Consider the following 21,173-nt stretch of genomic DNA (forward strand, 5'->3'; position numbering starts at 1 on the left):
TCGTCCGCGGGGCCGTGGCCGTGGTGCCGGCCGATCTGGAGCAGCGCGGCGACGCGAGCATCCTCGTGCGGCGTTTGCGCGGACGCTGACGCGGTGGCCTGCGGGCCCGGCCGCCTGTGCGGCGGGGGCGTCGTCCGCGGGGCCGTGGCCGTGGTGCCGGCCGATCTGGAGCAGCGCGGCGACGCGAGCATCCTCGTGCGGCGTTTGCGCGGACGCTGACGCGGTAGCCTGCGGGCCTGCCCGCCTGTGCCGCTCCCCGTCCTGGACCACGATGCCCCCGACCGACGAAACGTCCCGCCCGTCGCGCCGCCGTGCGCTGGGCCGCGGCCCGGGCGCAGCGCCGCGTGCGGCGGGCGGGCCCGCGGCAAGGACTCCGGCCGGGGCGGATCCCGTGGTCGAGTCCCCGGCGGACGCGCCGCGCGAGGTGCCGGAGCGTGCGGCGGGGGCCGGCTCCCCCGCCCGGCCCCTTCCCGAGACCGGCGGCGAGCCCCCGGCCCCCCGGACGCGTGCGCCACGTGACGCGGGCGTGGCTCCCGGTCGTGCCGGTGAGGCCGAGGCTCCCGACGCGGCGGGTGCCGATGGCGTCGGCGACTCCTCGCGTACGCCGCGCGCCGCGGGCGTCCCCGCGCCCTCCGCCGCGGGCCCCGAGGGCGTGGCTCCCGATCGCGCCGGTGAGGCGGACGGCCTCCACGGGGCGGCCCGGGAGGCGTCCGCCGAGGGGGGCGGCGACGGGCGGTTCACCGTGCGGCTGGCGAACTTCGAAGGGCCCTTCGACCTCCTCCTCCAGCTCATCGCCAAGCACAAGCTCGACGTCACCGAGGTCGCCCTCTCCAAGGTCACCGACGAGTTCATGGCGCACATCCGGGCGATGGGCGCCGACTGGGACCTCGACCAGACCACCGAGTTCCTCGTCGTCGCCGCGACGCTCCTCGACCTCAAGGCCGCCCGGCTGCTCCCCGCCGCCGAGGTGGAGGACGAGGCCGACCTCGCGCTGCTCGAAGCGCGGGACCTCCTCTTCGCGCGGCTGCTCCAGTACCGCGCGTACAAGCAGATCGCCGAGATCTTCGACCGCCGGCTCGACGACGAGGCCCGGCGTTTCCCACGGACCGTGGGGCTGGAGCCGCACCACGCGGAGCTGCTGCCCGACGTCGTCATCAGCATCGGCGCCGAGGGCTTCGCGAGGCTCGCCGTCAAAGCGATGCAGCCGAAGCCCAGGCCGCAGGTGTACGTCGACCACATCCACGCGCCGCTCGTCAGCGTCCGCGAGCAGGCCGAGGTGGTCGTCGCCCTGCTCAGGGAGCGCGGCAGAGCCACCTTCCGTGAGCTGACCGAGGGCGTCGACGACACCCTGACCGTCGTCGCGCGCTTTCTCGCGCTGCTGGAGCTGTACCGCGAGAAGGCTCTCGTCCTGGACCAGGAGGAGGCGCTCGGGGAGCTCACGGTCACCTGGGCGGCCGGGGACGGCGGCGCGTCGGTGACCGTCACCGACGAGTTCGACCAGGTTGTGGAGGAGAAGGAGTGAGCGAGCTCAAGCCCGCGCTGGAGGCCGTCCTCATGGTCGTCGACGAGCCGGCCACCGAGGAGCACCTCGCGAAGGTGCTGGAGCAGCCCCGCAGGGCCGTCGCGGACGCCCTGCGGGAGCTCGCGGACGAGTACACGCTCCAGGGGCGCGGATTCGAGCTGCGGCTCGTCGCGGGCGGCTGGCGGTTCTACAGCCGCCCCGAGCACGCCGGGGCCGTCGAGCGCTTCGTCCTGGACGGCCAGCACGCCCGGCTCACGCAGGCCGCGCTGGAGACGCTCGCGGTCGTCGCGTACCGCCAGCCGGTCAGCCGTTCACGGGTCTCCGCGGTGCGCGGAGTGAACTGCGACGGCGTCATGCGCACCCTCCTCCAGCGGGGTCTGGTGGAGGAGGCGGGCACGGAACCCGAAACAGGTGCGATCCTGTACAGGACGACGAACTACTTCCTGGAGCGGATGGGCCTGCGCGGCCTGGACGAGCTCCCGGAGCTCGCGCCCTTCCTCCCCGAGGCGGATGCGATCGAGGCGGAGACGCAGGAAGGGCTCCCGTCGTTCGATCCGGATGCACCGGATCGTGAGGACGCAGACGACAAGACGGAACTTTGATGCGAAGCAGCAGCGGCAGGAACAGCAGCGGAAACAACGGCGGGAGCCGTGGTGGCAACAGCGGCGGCCGCGGCAGCAGCGGCGGGCGCGGGAACTACCGGGGCGCGGGCAACGACCGCGACGACAGGCAGGGCAGGCCCCGCAAGCCCCGTCCCGAGGAGCGCCGCTACGACGTGGGCACGCCGTCCGACGGCCCGAAGAAGGGCCGCGGCGGCGCGGCGCGCGGCGGCGCCAAGGGCGGCCCGAAGCAGTCCCCCCAGCGCGGCGGCGGCCGCACCGCTCCCGCGCGCTCGCGCGAGTACGAGGCCCGCGCCGAGCAGCGCAACCGCGAGCGGTACGAGAACAAGCCGGTGATCAAGACCCCCAAGACCTTCGGCGACCAGGAGGGGGAGCGGCTGCAGAAGGTGCTCGCGCGCGCCGGCATGGGCTCCCGCCGCGCATGCGAGGAGCTGATCGACGCGGGCCGTGTCGAGGTCAACGGCGAGATCGTGATCGAGCAGGGCGTCCGTGTCGATCCCGAGAAGGACGAGATCAAGGTCGACGGCCTGACCGTCGCGACCCAGTCGTACCTGTTCTTCGCGCTGAACAAGCCCGCCGGTGTCGTCTCCACGATGGAGGACCCGGACGGCCGGCAGTGCCTCGGCGACTACGTGACCAACCGTGAGACGCGGCTGTTCCACGTCGGCCGCCTCGACACGGAGACCGAGGGCATCATCCTGCTCACCAACCACGGCGAGCTGGCGCACCGCCTCACCCACCCCAAGTACGGCGTGAAGAAGACCTATCTCGCCGCCATCCAGGGCCCCCTGCCCCGCGAGGTCGGCAAGCGCCTCAAGGAGGGCATCCAGCTCGAGGACGGCTACGCCCGGGCGGACCACTTCCGGGTCGTCGAGCAGACCGGCAAGAACTACCTGGTCGAGGTGGTCCTCCACGAGGGCCGCAAGCACATCGTGCGCCGCATGCTGGCCGAGGCGGGCTTCCCGGTGGACAAGCTCGTGCGGACCGCCTTCGGGCCGATCACCCTCGGCGACCAGAAGTCGGGCTGGCTGCGCCGGCTGACCAACACCGAGGTTGGCATGCTGATGAAGGAAGTCGGCCTGTAGTACCGCCAGTACCCGCAAACCCCCGCAAGAGCCCGCGACCGTTCCCGGTCGCGGGCTCTGTGCGTCTTGTGGTGCGCCCCCGGCACCGTTTATAGTCAAGCTGACTATTAAAGGGGTGGGCATGAGCCTCGCGGACATCGTCGAACCGTTGCAGCAGCCGCTGTTCACCGTGCTCGGCACGCCGGTGAGCTGGACCGAGTTCCTCGGATTCGGCAGCGGCGCGCTCTGCGTCTGGCTCGTCGCCCGGCAGCACATCGCGAACTGGCCGATCGGCATCGCCAACAACGTCCTGTTCTTCCTGCTGTTCTCCCAGGCGGGCCTGTACGCCGACGCCGGCCTGCAGGTCGTCTTCATCACCCTCGCCGTGTACGGCTGGTGGACCTGGACCCACGGGGGTGGACCAGGTTCCGGCACGCTGCCCGTGCGACGCACCACCCGCACCGAGTGGACGTGGCTGCTCGCGGCGGGGGTGGTGGGGACTCTCGCGCTGACACTCCTGCTCGACCGCGCCACCGACTCGACCGTCCCCTTCTGGGACGCGCTGACCACCGCCCTGTCCCTGATGGCGACCTACGGCCAGTGCCGCAAACGCCTGGAGTCGTGGTGGCTGTGGATCGCGGCCGACGTCGTCTACATCCCGCTGTACGCCTACAAGGAGCTGTACCTGACCTCCCTGCTGTACGTCGGCTTCATGACGCTCTGCGTCATCGGCCTGCGTGACTGGTCGCGTGACACGGCCACCGGGCGGCAGCGGCCCGCGGAGGCCGCCGCATGAGCCGCTTCCGGCACGGACTGGTGCTCGGCAAGTTCTATCCGCCGCACGCCGGTCACCACCATCTCGTCCGCACCGCAGCCGGCCGCTGCGACCGGCTCACCGTGCTCGTGTGCGCCTCCTCCGTGGAGAGCGTCCCGCTCGCGGACCGCGTCGCCTGGATGCGCGAGGTGCACCCGGACGTGCGTGTCGTCGGGGCCGTGGACGACATCCCGGTGGACCTCACCGACCCCGCCGTCTGGGACGCGCACATGACCGTCTTCCGCACCGCCGTCCCCGAACCCGTGGACGCCGTCTTCACCTCGGAGGCGTACGGCGACGAACTCGGCCGCCGCTTCGGCGCCGCGTCCGTGTGCGTCGACCCCGACCGCGTCCGCCTCCCCGTCTCCGGCACGGCCGTACGCAAGGACCCGGTCGGCTGCTGGGACTTCCTCGAAGCCCCGGTCCGCGCCGCGTTCGTGCGCCGCGTGGTCGTCGTCGGCGCCGAGTCGACCGGCACCACGACCATGGCCGAGGCGCTCGCCGAGCACTACCGGGCGCGCGGCGGCGTGTGGGCGCGGACCCGGTGCGTGCCGGAGTACGGGCGGGAGTTCAGCGAGCGCAAACTCGCCGCCCTGCGCGCCGTACGACCAGGCGCCGACTGGCGGGACGTCACGTTCGCCTCCGAGGAGTTCCCGCTGATCGCCCGCCGCCAGGCGGAGCTGGAGGAGGAGGCCGCGCGCTCCGGCTCCCCGGTCCTCCTCTGCGACACCGACGCCTTCGCGACGACGATCTGGCACGAGCGGTACATGGGCGGGCCCTACCCCGTCGCCCCGGAGCCCCGCACCCAGCACCTGTGGCTGCTCACCGACCACGAGGGCGTCGCCTTCGAGGACGACGGCCTGCGCGACGGGGAGCACCTGCGCCCGTGGATGACCGGCCGCTTCCGTGAGGAACTGGCCCGCACCGGCCGCCGTACGGTCGAGCTCACCGGACCGCACGAACAGCGGCTCGCACGGGCCGTCGCCGCCGTGGACACGCTGATCGGCGAGGGCCGGCACCTCGCCGATCCCCTGCCGGAGCGGCGCTGATGCTGGGCTACGACCCGAGCGCCTTCCCGCCCTTCGCCGTCACCGTCGACCTCGCCGTCTTCACCGTCCGCGAGGGCGAGTTGCACGTCCTGCTCGTCGAACGGGGGCAGGAGCCCTACCGCGGCGCCTGGGCGCTGCCCGGGGGATTCCTGCTGCCCGACGAGAGCGCCGAGACCGCCGCCCGCCGCGAACTGGCCGAGGAGACCGGCCTGTCCCGGCACACCGCTGCCGGACTGCACCTGGAGCAGCTGCGCACCTACAGCGAACCGGACCGCGACCCGCGGATGCGCGTCGTCTCCGTCGCGTTCACCGCGCTCGTACCAGGTCTGCCCGAACCGCGCGGCGGCGGCGACGCCGCCCACGCCCGCTGGGCGCCCCTCGGCCGGGCCGCGCCGCTCGCCTTCGACCACGACCGCATCCTCGCCGACGCGCACGACCGGATCGGCGCCAAGCTCGAGTACACCTGCCTGGCCACGGCCTTCTGCCCCGCGCAGTTCACGCTCGGCGAACTGCAGCAGGTGTACGAGACGGTCTGGGGCGTCGAGCTCGACCGGCCCAACTTCCGGCGCAAGGTCCTCGCCACCCCCGGCTTCGTCGAGGCCGTCGAGGGGGGACCACGCCGCACCGGCGGCCGGGGCAAGCCGGCCGCCCTCTACCGGGCGGGCACCGCCTCCGCACTGCACCCACCCCTCTTGCGACCGGAAGGACGGCAGCCATGACCACCGCCAAGCGAGCCGCCACGGGATCCCTCGTCGGCCTGGCTCTCGGGGACGCCCTGGGCTTCCCCACCGAGTTCAACGACGTGCCCTCCATCCTGGCCACGTGCGGCCCCTGGAGGGAGATGGACCTGCCGAAGCCCGCCGTCGTCACCGACGACACCCAGATGACGCTCGCGCTCGGCCGGGCCCTGCGCACCGCCATGGAGCGCGGCCTGCTGGTCGCCTCCCGTCTGCAGCGCCCGCTGCGCGAGGAGTTCGTCGACTGGTACCACTCGCCGGAGAACAACCGGGCTCCCGGCCGCACCTGCCTGGTGGCCTGCCGGAAGCTGGACGGCGACGGCCCCTGGCAGGCGGCGAGCCAGATCGGCTCCAAGGGCTGCGGCGCCAACATGCGCGTCGCGCCGGTCGGCCTCGTACCCGGCCTCGACGAGGACCAGCGCGCGGGCGCCGCCCAGCTGCAGTCCGGGCTCACGCACGGACACCCCACGGCACTCGCGGCGAGCGACCTCACGGCGCGCGCGGTGCGCCTCCTGGCGCAGGGCGCCGAGCCGACCGGCCTGGTCGGACAGCTGCGCTCGTACGCGTACGAGAACCGCGGCCGCTACCACGAGCGCTGGCTCGGCGACCTGTGGACGTACTCCCACGACCCGACACCCGAGGCCTTCATCGCCCGCGGCTGGGACGAGTGCCTGCAGGTCCTCGAACGGCTGGCGGCCGCGCTGCGCTCGCCCGAGCCGGAGCTCGACCCGTGCCTGGCGACCGGCGACGGCTGGATCGCGGAGGAGGCGCTGGCGACATCGCTGCTGTGCTTCCTGATGTTCCCCGAGGATCCTCTGACGGCCCTGCGCCGCGCCGCCTGCACCAAGGGCGACTCGGACTCGCTCGCCTGCCTGACCGGCGCCTTCGCGGGCGCGCACCTGGGGGCGGACGCGTGGCCGGAGGCGTGGGCGGAGCGGATCGAGTACCGGGACGAGCTGCTGGTGCTGGGCGCCCTCTGGGACGCATGACGTGGCGCCGGACCGTCATGCGGATCAGCCGAGCCGAATGCGCGGCCCGAGCCGGGCCGCACGTCGTCTCACCCCGCTGAGGTCCTCCTGACCCGCACCAGGAAGTCCTCCACCCGGGCGCGGTCCGGTTCCGTGGGCAGGGGGGTGGTGCGGGCCGCCGATTCGGCCTCCTCGGACAGGCGGGTCATCCACGACTCGACCCGCTCCCACGGCACCTCGCCCCGCTTGACCTCCAGGAGCCGTTCGCGGCCGGCGCCGACGTCGATCACCAGCTCGCCCGTGCGCAGCAGGTCGCGGCAGCTGGTGAGCAGGCGGAGAAGGTGCATCGCGTGCTTCCAGCGGGGAGCGCCGTACTGCCGTACGTCCGCCTCCAGCTTTCTGCGCTGCCCGTCCGCGTACCGCACGAACGTCTCGTGGGCGCGGCGGGACAGGAACGCTCCGCGCAGGGAGAGCAGTTCGCGGCCCGTGTCGTCGGCGTGCTCGACGAGCGGGGAGTGCAGGCACTCCAGGATGTTCGGGTTGGCGCGCAGGGCCAGTTCGAGGAACCTCTCCAGCTCCCACGAGAACTGTTCCTCCGCCGGGCCCTCGACATGCGTCGGCGGCTTGGTGAACCGCCAGTACATCGCGGTCGGGGCGAGGAAGACCCCGCGGCGGTCCGTGTCACTGGACTCCGTCGCCAGTCCGAACGCCCGCGATCCCATGACACAGGAGTAGATCGTGTGATCGCGGACGAGAGCCTCTGGAGTCATGCGCGCGAGGCTACGACACGGCAGCCGCGGTCATGCCAGCAGGATGGAGTCCCCCGAGACGGTGATGCGCTTCGGCGGCAGCGGCCGCGTCGCCGGGCCGGCCGCGACCGAGGCGTCCTCGATGCGGAACTTGCTGCCGTGACAGGGGCAGTTGATGAGACCGTCGCTCACCGAGCCCACCAAGCACCGCTGATGCGTGCAGATCGCGGAGAACGCCTTGAACTGCCCGGACGTCGGCTGCGTCACCACGACCTCCTGCTCCTTGAAGACGGTTCCGCCGCCGACCGGGACGTCCGCGGTCCTGGCCAGTTCCTCGCCGCCCGGCGACGCCGTGACGGAGGCCGACGCGCTGTCCTTCGGCGTCGTGGCGCCCTCCCTGGGGGCCTCGTTGGTGGGTGCCTCGCCCCCTTCCCCGTCCCCGCAGCCCGTCACCAGAGCGACGGCTCCCGCCGCTCCCGCCGCCAGGACCGACCTTCGGCGCGTGTCCATGCCACTCTCCCTCGGTTCGGGACGCTTCTCGCCCCGACGACCGGGGCACCAGCATCCTCGCGCTCGCGGGACCTCCGATGAAGCAGCCGCGCAGGCATGTCCGGCCCCGTCCCACCGAAGGACGCGCGCGGTCAGACCCAGGGCGTCAGCTCCCGGGCGCGGCCGTCCCCGTCGCGCCGTACGGCGAGCACCCCGGTCACGGCCGCCCGTTCGACCGGACCGTACACATGAGGGAAGAGCCTGTCCGGGGAGCCCTCCCAGCGGACCTCGGCGGTGAGCAGCGACTCGTCGATGACGAGCACCAGCAGGTCCGCCACGTCGCGGTACGGGCCGTCAGCGACGGCCAGCGCGGCGGACTCGTCCGCGGAGCAGTGCACGAAGCCCTCGGACGTGAGGGAGGCCGGGGCGTACGGGGCGGCGACGCCGGCGGTCCACTCGTCCACCGGCACGACATGAAAGAGCATGCGCCAGTTGTAGCGCAGGGGCCGGGGCGCGGGCGTCTCGGAGAGCGGTCGTCGCGGCCCGGCCCGGGCGCGCTGACTAGGCTGAACTCAGCAGCCGCCCGCAGACTCCGCATCCGGCTCGCGTCACCCAGGCAAGGACACCGCAAGGACATGACCCAGTGAGAACCGCGCTCGTCATCGGAACAGGACTGATCGGCACGTCCGCCGCGCTCGCTCTCGCGGGACGCGGCGTCGAGGTGCACCTCGCCGACCACGACGCGGCGCAGGCCCGCACGGCCGCCGCGCTGGGCGCGGGCACGGACGAGCCGCCCGAGGGGCGTGTGGACCTCGCCGTCGTCGCGGTGCCGCCCGCGCACGTCGCCACCGCGCTCGCCGAGGCGATGCGCGCGGACGTCGCGCGCGGCTACCTCGACGTCGCCAGCGTCAAGGGCGGTCCCCGCCGCGAGCTGGAGGCGCTGGGCGTGGACCTCTCGGCGTACATCGGTACGCACCCGATGTCCGGCAAGGAGCGCTCCGGACCCCTGGCGGCCACCGCCGATCTCTTCGAGGGCCGCCCCTGGGTGCTCACGCCCACCCGCGACACCCACACCGAGGTGCTGAACCTCGCACTGGAACTGGTCGCGCTGTGCCGGGCCGTCCCCGTCGTGATGGACGCGGACGCCCACGACCGCGCCGTCGCCCTCGTCTCGCACACCCCGCAGCTGATCTCATCGATGGTCGCGGCCCGCCTGGAGGACGCCGACGACACCGCCGTACGGCTGTGCGGGCAGGGCATCCGGGACGTGACGCGGATCGCGGCGTCCGACCCCCGGATGTGGCTGGACATCCTGTCCGCGAACCCCGGACCGGTGGCGGACGTGCTGGCCGGCGTCGCCGCGGACCTGGACGAGACGGTTCAGTCGCTGCGGGCGCTGCAGGCCGCCGACGAGTCCAAGCGGCGCACCGGTGCGGAGGGCATCGAGGACGTGCTGCGCCGGGGCAACGCCGGCCGCGCCCGCGTCCCCGGCAAGCACGGCGCGGCACCGGCGGCGTACGAGACCGTCGCGGTCCTCATCAGCGACAAGCCCGGCGAACTCGCCCGCATCTTCGCGGACGCGGGCCGGGTGGGCGTGAACATCGAGGACGTCCGCATCGAACACGCGACGGGCCAGCAGGCGGGCGTCGTCCAGCTGATGGTGGAACCGGCGGCGGCCCAGATCCTGGGCGCCTCCCTGCGCGACCGCGGCTGGGCGCTGCGTCAGTAGCGGGCAGCGGCGCGGAGAGGCACCGACGGGGGCTGAAGGCCAGTCGGCCGGGATCCGGCGTGGCGGTGCCTGTGGACGGCACCGCCGGGCCGGCGGTGCCGTCCGCCTCGGCCAGGGCCTGGGCAATCCGGTCCGGGCCCCGGGCCTGCGCCGACAGGGCGGGCCTCGCACCGGTGGCCCCCGCGGCCGAGCACCCCAGCCGCCCTCCTCAGGCGGCCGGGCCGCGTCCGCTCCGGGGGACCGCCCCGGCCGCTCCCGGGCCCCGGGACGGGCTCGTATGCGCACGGCGCCCCCTGAGCCGGGGCCCCGGGACCGGGTGGGTAAGGACGCCGCCCGGCACTCGGTAACCTTGTGGCGGGGCCTTCGGCGCTCCCGCCGCCCTCTCCCGCGAACCCGAAAGGTGTCCGACACCGTGGAATCCGTGATCGTCGCCATCGATGGCCCCTCCGGCACGGGCAAGTCGAGCACCTCCAAGGCCGTCGCCTCCGCGCTGGGCCTGAGCTACCTGGACACCGGCGCCCAGTACCGGGCGATCACCTGGTGGATGATCAGCAACGGCATCGACGTCGCCGACCCGGCCGCCGTCGCCGCCGCCGCCGAGAAGCCCGTCATCGAGTCCGGCACCGATCCCGCCGCGCCGACCATCACCGTCGACGGCCTCGACGCCACCGGCCCCATCCGCACGCAGGACGTCACCTCCAAGGTCAGCGCCGTGAGCGCCGTGCCCGAGGTGCGCACCCGGATCACCGAGCTGCAGCGGTCCATCGCCGCCGCCGCCGAGAAGGGCATCGTGGTCGAGGGACGCGACATCGGCACCACCGTCCTCCCCGACGCCGACCTGAAGATCTTCCTGACCGCCTCGCCCGAGGCGCGGGCCGCCCGCCGCAGCGGCGAGATCAAGGGCTCCGACGTCACCGCCACCCGCGAGGCCCTCATCAAGCGCGACGCGGCCGACTCCAGCCGCAAGACGTCCCCCCTCGCCAAGGCGGTCGACGCGGTCGAGGTCGACACCACCGACCTCACCCTCCAGCAGGTCATCGAGTGCGTCGTGACCCTCGTCGAGGAGCGGCGCAGCCGAGATGCAGCGCAGGCTGAGGGTTCCGACCGAGGAACGAGGGAGGAGCACTCGGCCGAAGCGGAGTCGAGGCGGAGCGCGACCGGAAGCACGGAGAAGCGGGCCGCCAAGTGACCGTCCCCTCGAAGAAGGGCGCGGCCGTCGGGCGGGGCATCGGCATCGGCCTGATGTACGGACTGTGGAAGCCGCGCGTCCTGGGCGCCTGGCGGGTCCCCGCCGCCGGCCCGGTCATCCTCGCGGTGAACCACTCGCACAACATCGACGGGCCGATGCTCATGGGCACCGCCCCCCGGCCCGTGCACTTCCTGATCAAGAAAGAGGCGTTCGTCGGTCCCCTGGACCCGTTCCTGACCGGGATCGGGCAGCTCAAGGTGGACCGTACGGCCCCCGACCGCACCGCCATCGCGGGCGCGCTCGGCGTCCTGGCAAGCGGCGGCGTCCTCGGCATCTTTCCCGAGGGCACCAGGGGCGAGGGCGACTTCGCCTCGCTGCGCGCGGGCCTCGCGTACTTCGCCGTCCGCAGCGGCGCGCCCATCGTGCCCGTCGCGGTACTGGGAAGCACGGAGCGCCGCGGACGGTTGGCAAAGGCACTCCCGCCGCTGCGCAGCAGGGTCGACGTCGTTTTCGGCGACGCCTTCGAGGCCGGGGACGGCGGTGGACGGCGTACGCGCAAGGCGCTGGACGAGGCCACCGTACGCATCCAGGAGCGGCTGACCGCCCACCTGGAAAACGCAAAGCGCCTGACCGGGCGCTAGGCCAGACTTGAGTAATGGGCCGCGGAGCACGCTGCCCAGTGACGAACGAGGAACGGACTTCATGAACGACCAGCACGACCACGGAGCGCTCGGCGACGCCGAGTACGCGGAGTTCATGGAGCTCGCCGCGGAAGAGGGCTTCGACGTCGAGGACGTCGAAGGCGCGATCGAGGAGGCGGGCCACGGCCCGCTGCCCGTCCTCGCCGTCGTCGGCCGCCCCAATGTCGGCAAGTCGACCCTGGTGAACCGCATCATCGGCCGCCGTGAGGCGGTCGTCGAGGACAAGCCCGGCGTCACTCGTGACCGCGTCACCTACGAGGCCGAGTGGGCGGGCCGCCGTTTCAAGGTGGTCGACACCGGCGGCTGGGAGCAGGACGTCCTCGGCATCGACGCGTCCGTCGCCGCCCAGGCCGAGTACGCCATCGAGGCCGCCGACGCGGTCGTCTTCGTCGTGGACGCCACGGTCGGCGCGACGGACACCGACGAGGCCGTCGTCAAGCTTCTGCGCCGCGCGGGCAAGCCCGTCGTGCTGTGCGCCAACAAGGTCGACGGACCGAGCGGCGAGGCCGACGCCACAGCCCTGTGGTCGCTGGGTCTCGGCGAGCCGCACCCCGTCTCCGCGCTGCACGGCCGCGGTACGGGCGACATGCTCGACGCCGTTCTGGAGGCCCTGCCGGACGCCCCGGCGCAGACCTTCGGCGCCGTGGTCGGCGGCCCGCGCCGCATCGCCCTCATCGGCCGCCCGAACGTGGGCAAGTCCTCCCTGCTGAACAAGGTCGCGCGCGAGGAGCGCGTCGTCGTCAACGAGCTGGCGGGCACCACCCGTGACCCGGTCGACGAGCTGATCGAACTCGGCGGCGTCACCTGGAAGTTCGTCGACACCGCAGGCATCCGCCGCCGCGTCCACCTCCAGGAGGGCGCGGACTACTACGCCTCCCTGCGCACCGCCGCCGCCGTGGAGAAGGCGGAGGTCGCGGTCGTCCTGATCGACGCGAGCGAGTCGATCAGCGTCCAGGACCAGCGCATCATCACCATGGCCGTCGAGGCGGGCCGGGCCATGGTCATCGCGTACAACAAGTGGGACACACTCGACGAGGAGCGCCGCTACTACCTGGAGCGGGAGATCGAGACCGAGCTCGGCCAGGTCGCCTGGGCGCCGCGGGTCAACGTCTCGGCTCTCACCGGCCGCCACATGGAGAAGCTGGTCCCGGCGATCGAGACCGCGCTCGCCGGCTGGGAGACCCGTGTCCCCACGGGCCGGCTGAACGCCTTCCTCGGCGAGCTCGTCGCCGCCCACCCGCACCCGATCCGCGGCGGCAAGCAGCCCCGCATCCTGTTCGGTACGCAGGCGGGCACCAAGCCGCCCCGGTTCGTCCTCTTCGCCTCCGGCTTCCTGGAGCACGGCTACCGGCGCTTCGTCGAGCGGCGCCTGCGCGAGGAGTTCGGCTTCGAGGGCACGCCGATCCACATCTCGGTGCGGGTGCGCGAGAAGCGCGGCCGCAAGAAGTGACCTGACACGTCGAAGGGTGCCTCGTCTCGGCGAGGCACCCTTCGACGTGTCGCGGGCCGGGTCACATCCCCCGGCGCGGTCCCGGCGGCAGAGCGGCGGGCTGGGCGCTGTGCCGGCCGACCTGGTGGTACGGCTGCCAATTGCCCTGCTGCGCGGACGTGTTGGTATGCCCCGTGTGGTCGCCGTCTCCGCCGAAGCCGCCCCGGCTGCTGTGCAGTCCCGTCGTCCCGAAGGCCCGGAATCGGAGGTCCTCCTCGCCGCTGCGGTCACCCGGCAGCGCCTTGAACGCCCTCAGGTACTCCGAGTACAGCGCGTCGTAGATCGGGGTGGCCGAGTGGCCCGCCGATCCGTCACGCGCCGGGCGCATCGCGGGAATGTGGCTCTGGTACGGCTGGCGGGAGGGGTCGTATGAGTGCACGTACCCTGCAACGACGCGGGAGTCCTGCGGATGCGGGCTGGGAGCAGCTGCATTCTTCCGGGGGACGAAGGCCCTTGCGGGCGTGCCCGGGCACACGGACGCGCGCCCGGAACGGGATCTCTCCGGGCGTACGTCCGCGTGCCCGGGCACGGCTCCGGGCTCGGCCGAGTCGCGGCCTCTCGGCCTGCGGCGTGCCGACCGGGGGATCGGCGCCGGACGGTCAGGTGCCCGCGAGCGGCATCGAGGCGGCCACCAGGCGACCGTTGGCCGCGGCCTTCTCCAGGGCCTCGCGCAGCAGGTCCTCGCGCGGCTGCTGACCGATGGAGCCGACCGGCGCGGCGAACACCAGCACCGTGTGCGTCCTGTTGGCCGCCGTACGCCAGCCGTCCGTGACCTGGAGCGGCTGATGGGCCTGCCACCAGGCGACCTGGCCGCCGCCTCCCGTCCCGGGCTGGAGCACGGCGTGCAGCTGTCCCATGGCCACCAGCACCGACCAGCCGGGCAGCTGCCCCGGCACCTGGTTCACGTCGGAGACCGGCTGGAATCCCTGCTCGAGGAGGAGCGGGAGGAACTCGTCTCCGGCCGCGCCCGAGGTGCCGGGACGGGCGATGGGCGCGGTCGGCTCGACCACGAGCGCGGGGTGCAGCTCCCCGTTGATCAGGATCAGGCCGCTGGTGACGCCGAGCACCGCCTGCTCGGGCGCCGCGCCCGGAATCCGGGGCTCCTCGCCGGTGATGGACCGGACGGCGCCCTGGAGCTGGTCCTCGGCGACCTGGACGACCTGGGAGGGGATGCAGGTGGCGTGGGCGAAGGCGAGAACGGCGGTCTCCTCCCCGACGAACAGCACCGTGCTGGTGCGTTCCTGCTCGGAGTCGCCCGGGGTGCGGCAGGAGGTGCAGTCGTAGCTGCCCGGGGCGTTGTGGCCGGCGAGCAGCCGGTCGGCTTCTTCGTCGCCGATCTCGGCGCGTACGTCCTCGCTGACGTCGAGCATGCGCGGCACGGGAGGCTCCTCGGACTTGATCACGTGTGCCGGGCGGGTCCCGGCTCATAACGGGTCAACGGGTGATATGGGGAAGGGGTCACGCGTGAAGCGCACCGAATCGCCACCCGACCGCCCCGGTGCGGGCCGCCGCCTCACGGTGCCCCGGGTCCTGTAACGGCCCTGACCGGCCAGTACAGTTCAGCAGGGGCCCCCACCGACCGGGGGAGCGAAGAACGTCAGGGGGACGTGGCGCCGCATGCGTTTGTCATTTCTGCTTCACAATGCCTACGGCATCGGGGGAACGATCCGCACGACGTTCAACCTCGCCGAGGCGCTGGCCGACCGGCACGACGTCGAGATCGTCTCCGTCTTCCGCCACCGCGACGAGCCGAGGATGGGCGCCCCGGCGGGCGTGACCCTGAAATACCTCGTCGACCGGCGCAGGAACAGCCCCGGCTTCGACGGCGACGACCCGCTCGCGAAGCGGCCCGCGAAGGTCTTTCCGCGCGGCGACGGCCGGCACAAGCAGTACAGCCGCCTCACCGACCTGCGGATCGGGGCGCACCTCGAGTCGCTGGACGCCGACGTCGTGATCGGCACCAGAGCCGGCCTGAACGTGCACATCGCCCGGCAGGCGCCGCGCGGCGTCGTGCGGATCGCCCAGGAGCACCTGACGCTGGACAGCCACGGTCACCGGCTGCTCCGGGAGATCCGCCACCACTACGCCGTCCTGGACGCCATCACCACCGTCACCGAGGCCGACGCCCGCGCCTACCGCGAGCGGCTCGGCCTGCCGGGCGTCCGGGTCGAGGCGGTGCCCAACAGCGTGCCCGCACCGAAGGTGGCGCCCGCGGACTCCAGCGCCAAGTGGGTCGTGGCGGCCGGCCGGCTCACCCGCGTCAAGCGCTACGACGTGCTCGTCGAAGCCTTCGCCAAGGTGGTCGCCGTCCGGCCGGACTGGCGACTGCGGATCTACGGCAGCGGGGACGCGACCGGCAACGAGATGAACGCGCTGCGCGCCCTGATCGAGGAACGCGCTCTGCACGACCACGTCTTCCTCATGGGCCCGGTGAACCCGCTGGAGCCGGAGTGGGTCAAGGGCTCCGTCGCGGCCGTCACGTCCACCAGCGAGTCCTTCGGCATGACCATCGTGGAGGCCATGCGCTGCGGACTCCCGGTCGTGTCGACCGACTGCCCGCACGGGCCGCGCGAGATCATCGAGGACCGGGCCGACGGCCTGCTCGTGCCGGTCGGCGACGTCGACGCCTTCGCCGCCGCGCTGCTCGAACTCATCCAGGACGACGAACTCCGGCGGCGTACCGGGCAGGCGGCGCTCGCCGCCTCCGCGCGGTTCGACCCGGTCCGGATCGCCGAGCGGCACGAGGCGCTGTTCGCCGAACTCGTCGCCCGCGGCGCCCGTCGTCAGGGCGGCCACGCGGTGCGCGAGGCGCTGCACCGCGGCACCAGCGCGCTCTATGACGGGGCCCACTCCCTGCGTCGTGTCGCCGCGGACGTGGTCCGCCGAGGGCGGAAGAGCGCATGAGCACGCCCAGCACGGCCGCGGACGGCTGACCCTGCGGGCGCGGACCGCCTCGCCGAGGCGTCGCGGCGAGGCGCGGTGTCGGGGGAGGGACTGCTGTACGGGGCCTCGCTCGGTGAGGGAGCTGTGGCTGCTGCCGGCGGCGGGCGGCGAGGGCAGCAGGATCTCCCGTGTCCTCGACGACGTCTGGGACAAGGAGGGCCCGTCCGTCCATCCGCAGCCGCGGGCGGAGGGCGGTCCGGCAAGCACCCTGCCGCACGGGTGACAACGATCTCTGCGTGCGCGTCACCGCGCGGGCTGACTCGCCCTCGCCCGCCGGGCGGCCAACCGTGGCCACCGCGGACAGAACCTGCCCGCAAGGGGTGGCAGACTCGGCCGCATGCTGGCATCTTCGGCACGACTCCTGCGCCTGCTCTCTCTGCTGCAGGCCCATCGCGAATGGTCGGGCGCCGACCTCGCCGAGCGGCTCGGGGTCACGCCGCGCACCGTGCGCCGTGACGTGGACCGGCTGCGCGAGCTCGGCTATCCCGTCAACGCCAGCCCCGGCACGGGCGGTGGCTACCAGCTCGGAGCGGGCGCCGAGCTGCCGCCCCTGCTGCTCGACGACGACGAGGCGGTGGCCGTCGCCGTGGGCCTGCGCACGGCGGCCGGCCAGGGCATCGAGGGCATCGGCGAGACGTCCGTACGCGCCCTCGCCAAACTGGAACAGGTGCTGCCGGGCCGGCTGCGCCGCCGGGTGAGCGCGCTCAACGCCTTCACGGTGCCGATGCTGCGCACGCCCCGGGCCCGGCTCGACCCGTCCGTCCTGACGGAACTCGCCAACGCCTGCCGCGACAGCGAACGGCTGCGGTTCGAGTACCTCGACCACTCCGGCTCCGTGACCCGCCGCACGGTCGAGCCGCACCGGCTGGTGTGCACCGAACGGCGCTGGTACCTGGTGGCCTGGGACGTCGACCGGGACGACTGGCGTACGTTTCGCGCGGACCGGATCACACCGAAGCCGCCGCACGGCCCGCGCTTCGAGCCGCGCACGCCCCCGGCCGACGACCTGGCGGCCTATGTCTCCCAGGGCGTCTCCACCAAGGCGTACGCGGCCCGCGCGGTCATCAGACTCCACACCTCCGCCGAGCGGGCGGCGCAGACGATCGGGCCCTCCGACGGGGTGCTGGAGCCCGTCGACGCAGCGCACTGCCTGCTGCACACCGGGGCCGCCGGCCTGGACGTGCTGGTGATCCACGTCATGCTGATGGGCGTCGACTTCGAGGTGGTGGAGCCGCCGGAGCTGACCGACCGCATCCGGGAGGTGCGGGACCGCCTCTCGCGTGCTCTGGCCTCCGAGGCGGATCGGGGCGCGGGAACAGATGATGGGGATTCTGTGAGGGAGTGGTGAATGCTTCTTGCCGTGTCAATTCGGGCCGCCGGTGGCTCCGGTAATTCCGTAAGAGAATTCCGCCCGATGGTCAATGGCGCGGTGAATTATCAGAAGCACGCGTGCCAAGCGCCCGTTCGAGTGAACGGGTTCACACGGAAGCCCTTCCGGGCAGATGTCGAGATCCTGTGACAGAAGCGTGACCGGTGAGGTACCCGGGGCTGCTGGGGTGATCGACTTCCCGCCTTCCGTCACCGTCCGCTGCCGCCTACGGTGGAGTGCATGGCACCCATACCGACACCTCCCGAGCAGCCCGACGACGCGCCCGACTCCTATGTCGGCCTCGGCGCGCAGGAGGCCGCGCAGCAGGCCCGCGAGCGCGGCTGGACGACCGTCAGAGCGCTGCCGCCCGGCTCGATCATCACGATGGAGTACATGGCGGGCCGGCTGAACTTCGAGGTGAGCGACGACGTGGTCATCCGCTGCTGGAAGGGCTGACCGGGCCCGACGGCACAGCCAGACACACGCGCGAAGGCCCCGGCACGATGTGCCGGGGCCTTCCCCGATGGTCTTCCCGCCTGCTCAGCCGCCCGAGAGGGGCCGTGAGTGCGGCGGGCGTCTGCTGCCCGCCGGCGTGACCGGCGAGCGCTCGGAGCGCACGGCGTGCGGACGCTGCGGATGCTTCGCCGTCGGATGTGCCGTTGTCGGGTGTGTCGTCGTCCTCGTGCCGGCCGCCGGACCGGACCGGCTCCCGCCGGCGACGGCCACCGGCTCCCGTGAGGGATCGTCAGGCGTGGGCGAGGGCATCCGGAGCGGGAACACCGCCTGCCGCGGGCCGCCCGCCGCGACGGGCCGGGAGGGCGACAGCGTCCGGCGCGAGCGCCACTGGTCCCGCAGCCCGAGGATGAACCTCTCGGCGCGGCCGATGACCGGCTCGCACCAGGGCAGCCCCAGCAGGATCAGCAGTCCTGCGGCCCAGCCGAGCAGGACGTCGCTCAGCCAGTGCGTACCGAGGTAGACGGTGGTCAGCCCCACGCCGAGGGAGACCACGGCCGACAGGGCCGACAGATACCGGCGGGCACGGGGCGTGGTGGCGAGGTAGGCCAGAATGCCCCAGGTCACCACGGCGTTGGCGGTATGTCCGGAAGGGAATATATCGCCGCCGGCGAAGAGCTCGGCCGAGCCGATCTGCGTCGCGTAGTGGGGGCCGAGCCGGCCGAGTCCGATCTTGACCGCGCCCACGGTGACGTTCAGCAGCAGCAGAGCAGCGCCGAGCGCCAGCAGGGGCCTGAGGGTGTGCTGTCGCCAGGAGCGCCAGCCCAGCCAGGCCGCGACCATGACGGCCGTCGGGCCGCGCTGGCCGAGTACGACGAAGTAGTCGAGAAACGCGTGCTGCTCGGGCCACTGCTCGTAGGGACGGAAGAGCATGAGCTTCCAGTCCAGGGCGACGAGCCAGGTGGACGCCAGTACGGCGACCACGATGGCCACGTAGAACGCGGACGTCCCGCCGAAGAGCGCGAGACGTGTGCGGCTCATCCGCGGGATCTCTATCTTCGGCGGTTCCGGCTCCCGGTCCAGCCGGGCAAAGATGTCGGTACGCACCCAATCGACGTTACAGGGAGTGAGTGGCCGGATAGGCCGATCCACTCCTTTCGTGATGCCTATGTGATGTGGAGTTTGTCTCAGATCCCGCTCATTTCGCGGCCCGTCAGGAAAAACCGCTGACCTTGTTCCCTATTTATCGGACGGTCTTCCCGGAGCCATTCGCGGCGGGCACCGGAAATGGTTCACCGGGGCAGTGTGCGGAATTTCCGTGCCGTTCAGAACGGCTCCGTGTCCGCCCCGGGCGCCGGGGGGAGTGGCGTACGCCACACCCGGGCGTGAGCGGAGGTGAGAGATCGGCCACGCGCACCGCGAGCGAACTCGCGTACGCTGGCGTGACTCGCCCGTCGATGCCGGGCCGCCCTGCGGGACCAGCCACCAGCACCGTCCCCGGCCGGTCCACCGAGCGCGAGGCTTCACTGGGAGGTTCGTACATGTCCGTGACGACCACGGCCGGGGCACGCCTGCGCGCCGCCGGCGGCGGTGCCAACCGCTGGGTCGTCCTGGTAGTCCTCTGCGTCAGCCTGCTGCTGGTCGCCCTCGACGCGACCGTCCTGCACGTCGCCGTTCCGGCGCTCACGGAGGACCTGCGCCCGAGCGGCGTCGAGCTGCTGTGGGTCGTGGACGCCTACCCCCTCGTCTGCGCGTCGCTGCTGATCATGTTCGGCACGCTGGGCGACCGGGTCGGGCGCAGACGGCTGCTGCTCATCGGCTACGGACTCTTCGGCCTGGCCTCCGCCGTCGCCGCCTTCGCGCCCTGCCCCGAGGTGCTGATCGGCGCCCGCGCGCTGCTGGGTGTCGGCGGCGCGATGATCATGCCCGCGACGCTCTCGATCCTGCGGGCCGTCTTCCCCGACCGGCGCGAGCGGGCCACGGCCATCGGCATCTGGACGGCGGTCGCCGCCGTGGGCGCCGCCACCGGGCCGGTGCTCGGTGGCTTCCTCGTCGAGAACTTCTGGTGGGGATCAGTCTTCCTGATCAACATCCCGCTGATGGCCCTGATGCTGCCCGTCGGCCGCTGGCTCCTGCCCGAGTCCCGCGGCGGGCACGACGGCCCCTGGGACGTGCTCGGCGCTCTGATGGCCGCGGTCGGTGTGCTGGGGATGGTGCTCGGGGTCAAGCGGCTGGGCGCCGGCGCGGGACTGCTCGACATCGGGGCCGTGGGGCCGCTGATGGTCGGCGCCCTTCTGCTCGTGGTCTTCGTACGGCGCCAGAAGCGGCGCGAGCACCCGCTCATCGACATGCGCATGTTCGCCCGGCCCGCCTTCTCGACCTCCGTCGGCTGCATCGTCCTCGCGATGCTGGCGCTGGTCGGCCTGGAGCTGATCGCGGTCCAGTACCTCCAGCTGGTCCTCGGGCTCAGCCCTCTGGAGACGGGGCTGCGCCTGCTGCCGCTGACCTTCGCGGCGATGGCCGCCGGCGCCACGGGCTCGTACACCCTGCGCCGCGTCGGGCCGCGCCGGATGGTCGGCTGGGGCTTCGTCCTCACGGCCGCCGCCGTGCTGCTGCTCGTCCTCATGGGGCAGCACGACCGGCCGCTGCTGCTCACCGGGGGCTTCGTCCTGCTCGGCTTCGGCCTGCAGACCACGCTCTTCGCCGCGTACGAGTCGATGCTCAGCGAGGCTCCGCCCGAGCAGGCCGGCGGAGCGGCCGCCATCGGCGAGACCTCGTACCAGCTCGGCGCCGGCATGGGCATCGCGCTGCTCGGCAGCGTGATGAACGCGGCGTACGGTCCGTCCGTGGCCTCCCTCGCCGGGGTGCCCGCGTCCGCGGCCTCCGCCGCCGCACACTCGCTCGGCGAGGCCTACCAGGAGGCCGAGCGCATCGGCGGCCCCGTCGGTGACCTGCTGCGCACCACGGCGCGGCACTCCTTCGTGAACGGTCTGCACGTCACGCTCCTGGTCAGCGCGGGTCTCCTGCTCATCGGGGCGTTCGCCGCGCTGCGGCTGCCGCGGGTGATGGAGTGCGCGGCGGAGGCGCGCCGTGAAGCCGATGTGCCGGCGGCCCGCCGCCCCGAGGTGCCCGCCGCGCGCCGCACGACCGCGCCCGCCGAGCCCGTTCCGGCCGGTCGCAGGCCCGAGCGCCCGGCCTGACCCGGCCCGTCTCCGGGCGCGTCGGTGCTGCGGATTTCGTCGGCTTCGGCCAGGGTCACGCCGTGGGGGCCGACGGGTCTGGACGCGC

At 72.9% G+C, this 21,173-nt stretch carries 21 protein-coding genes and 1 pseudogene; 16 read left to right on the forward strand and 6 right to left on the reverse strand.

Features of this window, described 5'->3' with window-relative positions; all coding sequences use genetic code 11:
- Positions 1–271 precede the first annotated feature (271 nt).
- The 7 genes from AB0K02_RS32725 to AB0K02_RS32755 all read left to right on the forward strand — a co-directional run bounded on the left by AB0K02_RS32725 (position 272) and on the right by AB0K02_RS32755 (position 6,795).
- Positions 272–1,522 carry a segregation/condensation protein A gene (locus AB0K02_RS32725; protein WP_365996244.1) on the forward strand — a complete coding sequence of 417 codons (1,251 nt, stop codon included), beginning with the start codon at positions 272–274 and terminating at the stop codon, positions 1,520–1,522.
- Entirely contained in the window at positions 1,519–2,124 is a 606-nt protein-coding gene (scpB, locus tag AB0K02_RS32730) for an SMC-Scp complex subunit ScpB (RefSeq protein ID WP_365996245.1), read from the forward strand. The genes AB0K02_RS32725 and scpB overlap by 4 nt, the downstream gene beginning before the upstream one ends.
- Complete coding sequence (locus AB0K02_RS32735; RefSeq protein WP_365996246.1) at positions 2,124–3,227, forward strand: pseudouridine synthase; 1,104 nt, start codon at positions 2,124–2,126, stop codon at positions 3,225–3,227. The genes scpB and AB0K02_RS32735 overlap by 1 nt, the downstream gene beginning before the upstream one ends.
- 121 nt (positions 3,228–3,348) lie before the next feature.
- Positions 3,349–4,002: a nicotinamide riboside transporter PnuC gene (gene pnuC, locus AB0K02_RS32740; protein WP_365996247.1), complete on the forward strand. Its 654-nt coding sequence runs from the start codon at positions 3,349–3,351 to the stop codon at positions 4,000–4,002.
- A complete protein-coding gene (locus tag AB0K02_RS32745; RefSeq protein ID WP_365996249.1) occupies positions 3,999–5,069 on the forward strand; it encodes an AAA family ATPase in 1,071 nt (356 codons plus the stop codon). The genes pnuC and AB0K02_RS32745 overlap by 4 nt, the downstream gene beginning before the upstream one ends.
- Entirely contained in the window at positions 5,069–5,788 is a 720-nt protein-coding gene (locus AB0K02_RS32750; protein ID WP_365996250.1) for an NUDIX domain-containing protein, read from the forward strand. Before AB0K02_RS32745 ends, AB0K02_RS32750 begins: the two co-directional genes overlap by 1 nt.
- Positions 5,785–6,795: an ADP-ribosylglycohydrolase family protein gene (locus tag AB0K02_RS32755; RefSeq protein ID WP_365996251.1), complete on the forward strand. Its 1,011-nt coding sequence runs from the start codon at positions 5,785–5,787 to the stop codon at positions 6,793–6,795. The genes AB0K02_RS32750 and AB0K02_RS32755 overlap by 4 nt, the downstream gene beginning before the upstream one ends.
- 68 nt (positions 6,796–6,863) lie before the next feature.
- On the opposite strand, the gene AB0K02_RS32760 is transcribed toward AB0K02_RS32755, so the two are convergent.
- The 3 genes from AB0K02_RS32760 to AB0K02_RS32770 all read right to left on the reverse strand — a co-directional run bounded on the left by AB0K02_RS32760 (position 6,864) and on the right by AB0K02_RS32770 (position 8,497).
- Positions 6,864–7,544, reverse strand: a complete 681-nt coding sequence (locus AB0K02_RS32760) for a nucleotidyltransferase domain-containing protein (RefSeq protein ID WP_365996252.1) — start codon at positions 7,542–7,544, stop codon at positions 6,864–6,866.
- Positions 7,545–7,574: 30 nt separating this feature from the next.
- Positions 7,575–8,033 (reverse strand): Rieske (2Fe-2S) protein, encoded by a 459-nt coding sequence (locus tag AB0K02_RS32765; RefSeq protein WP_365996253.1) that lies wholly within the window; start codon positions 8,031–8,033, stop codon positions 7,575–7,577.
- 131 nt (positions 8,034–8,164) lie between these two features.
- Positions 8,165–8,497, reverse strand: a complete 333-nt coding sequence (locus AB0K02_RS32770) for a DUF952 domain-containing protein (protein ID WP_365996254.1) — start codon at positions 8,495–8,497, stop codon at positions 8,165–8,167.
- Positions 8,498–8,655: 158 nt separating this feature from the next.
- Here AB0K02_RS32770 and AB0K02_RS32775 point away from each other — a divergent pair, with 158 nt between their 5' ends.
- From AB0K02_RS32775 to der, 4 genes and pseudogenes are all read left to right on the forward strand, one after another.
- A complete protein-coding gene (locus tag AB0K02_RS32775; protein WP_365996255.1) occupies positions 8,656–9,741 on the forward strand; it encodes a prephenate dehydrogenase in 1,086 nt (361 codons plus the stop codon).
- 400 nt (positions 9,742–10,141) lie between these two features.
- Positions 10,142–10,813: pseudogene (gene cmk / locus AB0K02_RS32780) on the forward strand ((d)CMP kinase); the annotation flags it as partial.
- A gap of 170 nt (positions 10,814–10,983) precedes the next feature.
- Positions 10,984–11,571, forward strand: coding sequence for a lysophospholipid acyltransferase family protein (locus tag AB0K02_RS32785; protein ID WP_365996272.1), 588 nt, complete (start codon positions 10,984–10,986; stop codon positions 11,569–11,571).
- A gap of 61 nt (positions 11,572–11,632) precedes the next feature.
- Entirely contained in the window at positions 11,633–13,081 is a 1,449-nt protein-coding gene (gene der, locus AB0K02_RS32790) for a ribosome biogenesis GTPase Der (protein ID WP_365996256.1), read from the forward strand.
- Between the two features lie 61 nt (positions 13,082–13,142).
- Here der and AB0K02_RS32795 read toward each other — a convergent pair whose 3' ends face one another.
- Entirely contained in the window at positions 13,143–13,448 is a 306-nt protein-coding gene (locus AB0K02_RS32795) for a hypothetical protein (protein ID WP_365996258.1), read from the reverse strand.
- 271 nt (positions 13,449–13,719) lie between these two features.
- A complete protein-coding gene (locus AB0K02_RS32800; protein WP_365996259.1) occupies positions 13,720–14,499 on the reverse strand; it encodes a hypothetical protein in 780 nt (259 codons plus the stop codon).
- Between the two features lie 238 nt (positions 14,500–14,737).
- Here AB0K02_RS32800 and AB0K02_RS32805 point away from each other — a divergent pair, with 238 nt between their 5' ends.
- The 4 genes from AB0K02_RS32805 to AB0K02_RS32820 all read left to right on the forward strand — a co-directional run bounded on the left by AB0K02_RS32805 (position 14,738) and on the right by AB0K02_RS32820 (position 17,888).
- Positions 14,738–16,024 (forward strand): glycosyltransferase family 4 protein, encoded by a 1,287-nt coding sequence (locus tag AB0K02_RS32805; RefSeq protein WP_365996260.1) that lies wholly within the window; start codon positions 14,738–14,740, stop codon positions 16,022–16,024.
- A 112-nt stretch (positions 16,025–16,136) separates the two neighbouring features.
- Positions 16,137–16,286: a hypothetical protein gene (locus AB0K02_RS32810; RefSeq protein ID WP_365996261.1), complete on the forward strand. Its 150-nt coding sequence runs from the start codon at positions 16,137–16,139 to the stop codon at positions 16,284–16,286.
- Positions 16,287–16,400: 114 nt separating this feature from the next.
- Positions 16,401–17,411: a YafY family protein gene (locus AB0K02_RS32815; RefSeq protein ID WP_365996262.1), complete on the forward strand. Its 1,011-nt coding sequence runs from the start codon at positions 16,401–16,403 to the stop codon at positions 17,409–17,411.
- Between the two features lie 261 nt (positions 17,412–17,672).
- Positions 17,673–17,888, forward strand: coding sequence for an I78 family peptidase inhibitor (locus AB0K02_RS32820; RefSeq protein ID WP_365996263.1), 216 nt, complete (start codon positions 17,673–17,675; stop codon positions 17,886–17,888).
- Positions 17,889–17,972: 84 nt separating this feature from the next.
- Here AB0K02_RS32820 and AB0K02_RS32825 read toward each other — a convergent pair whose 3' ends face one another.
- Positions 17,973–18,992 carry a phosphatase PAP2 family protein gene (locus tag AB0K02_RS32825; protein WP_365996264.1) on the reverse strand — a complete coding sequence of 340 codons (1,020 nt, stop codon included), beginning with the start codon at positions 18,990–18,992 and terminating at the stop codon, positions 17,973–17,975.
- 434 nt (positions 18,993–19,426) lie between these two features.
- On the opposite strand from AB0K02_RS32825, the gene AB0K02_RS32830 reads away from it, so the two are divergent.
- Complete coding sequence (locus tag AB0K02_RS32830; protein WP_365996265.1) at positions 19,427–21,085, forward strand: MFS transporter; 1,659 nt, start codon at positions 19,427–19,429, stop codon at positions 21,083–21,085.
- Positions 21,086–21,173: the final 88 nt, after the last annotated feature.

The sequence above is a fragment of the Streptomyces sp. NPDC049597 genome (assembly GCF_040675505.1).
Taxonomy (GTDB): domain Bacteria; phylum Actinomycetota; class Actinomycetes; order Streptomycetales; family Streptomycetaceae; genus Streptomyces.

Coding starts and splice junctions, on each gene's coding strand:
- AB0K02_RS32725 (WP_365996244.1), top strand. CDS start 272: ATGCCCCCGACCGACGAAACGTCCCGCCCGTCGCGCCGCCGTGCGCTG.
- AB0K02_RS32735 (WP_365996246.1), top strand. CDS start 2,124: ATGCGAAGCAGCAGCGGCAGGAACAGCAGCGGAAACAACGGCGGGAGC.
- pnuC (WP_365996247.1), top strand. CDS start 3,349: ATGAGCCTCGCGGACATCGTCGAACCGTTGCAGCAGCCGCTGTTCACC.
- AB0K02_RS32745 (WP_365996249.1), top strand. CDS start 3,999: ATGAGCCGCTTCCGGCACGGACTGGTGCTCGGCAAGTTCTATCCGCCG.
- AB0K02_RS32750 (WP_365996250.1), top strand. CDS start 5,069: ATGCTGGGCTACGACCCGAGCGCCTTCCCGCCCTTCGCCGTCACCGTC.
- AB0K02_RS32755 (WP_365996251.1), top strand. CDS start 5,785: ATGACCACCGCCAAGCGAGCCGCCACGGGATCCCTCGTCGGCCTGGCT.
- AB0K02_RS32760 (WP_365996252.1), bottom strand. CDS start 7,544: ATGACTCCAGAGGCTCTCGTCCGCGATCACACGATCTACTCCTGTGTC.
- AB0K02_RS32765 (WP_365996253.1), bottom strand. CDS start 8,033: ATGGACACGCGCCGAAGGTCGGTCCTGGCGGCGGGAGCGGCGGGAGCC.
- AB0K02_RS32770 (WP_365996254.1), bottom strand. CDS start 8,497: ATGCTCTTTCATGTCGTGCCGGTGGACGAGTGGACCGCCGGCGTCGCC.
- AB0K02_RS32785 (WP_365996272.1), top strand. CDS start 10,984: ATGTACGGACTGTGGAAGCCGCGCGTCCTGGGCGCCTGGCGGGTCCCC.
- der (WP_365996256.1), top strand. CDS start 11,633: ATGAACGACCAGCACGACCACGGAGCGCTCGGCGACGCCGAGTACGCG.
- AB0K02_RS32795 (WP_365996258.1), bottom strand. CDS start 13,448: ATGCGCCCGGCGCGTGACGGATCGGCGGGCCACTCGGCCACCCCGATC.
- AB0K02_RS32805 (WP_365996260.1), top strand. CDS start 14,738: ATGCGTTTGTCATTTCTGCTTCACAATGCCTACGGCATCGGGGGAACG.
- AB0K02_RS32815 (WP_365996262.1), top strand. CDS start 16,401: ATGCTGGCATCTTCGGCACGACTCCTGCGCCTGCTCTCTCTGCTGCAG.
- AB0K02_RS32820 (WP_365996263.1), top strand. CDS start 17,673: ATGGCACCCATACCGACACCTCCCGAGCAGCCCGACGACGCGCCCGAC.
- AB0K02_RS32830 (WP_365996265.1), top strand. CDS start 19,427: ATGTCCGTGACGACCACGGCCGGGGCACGCCTGCGCGCCGCCGGCGGC.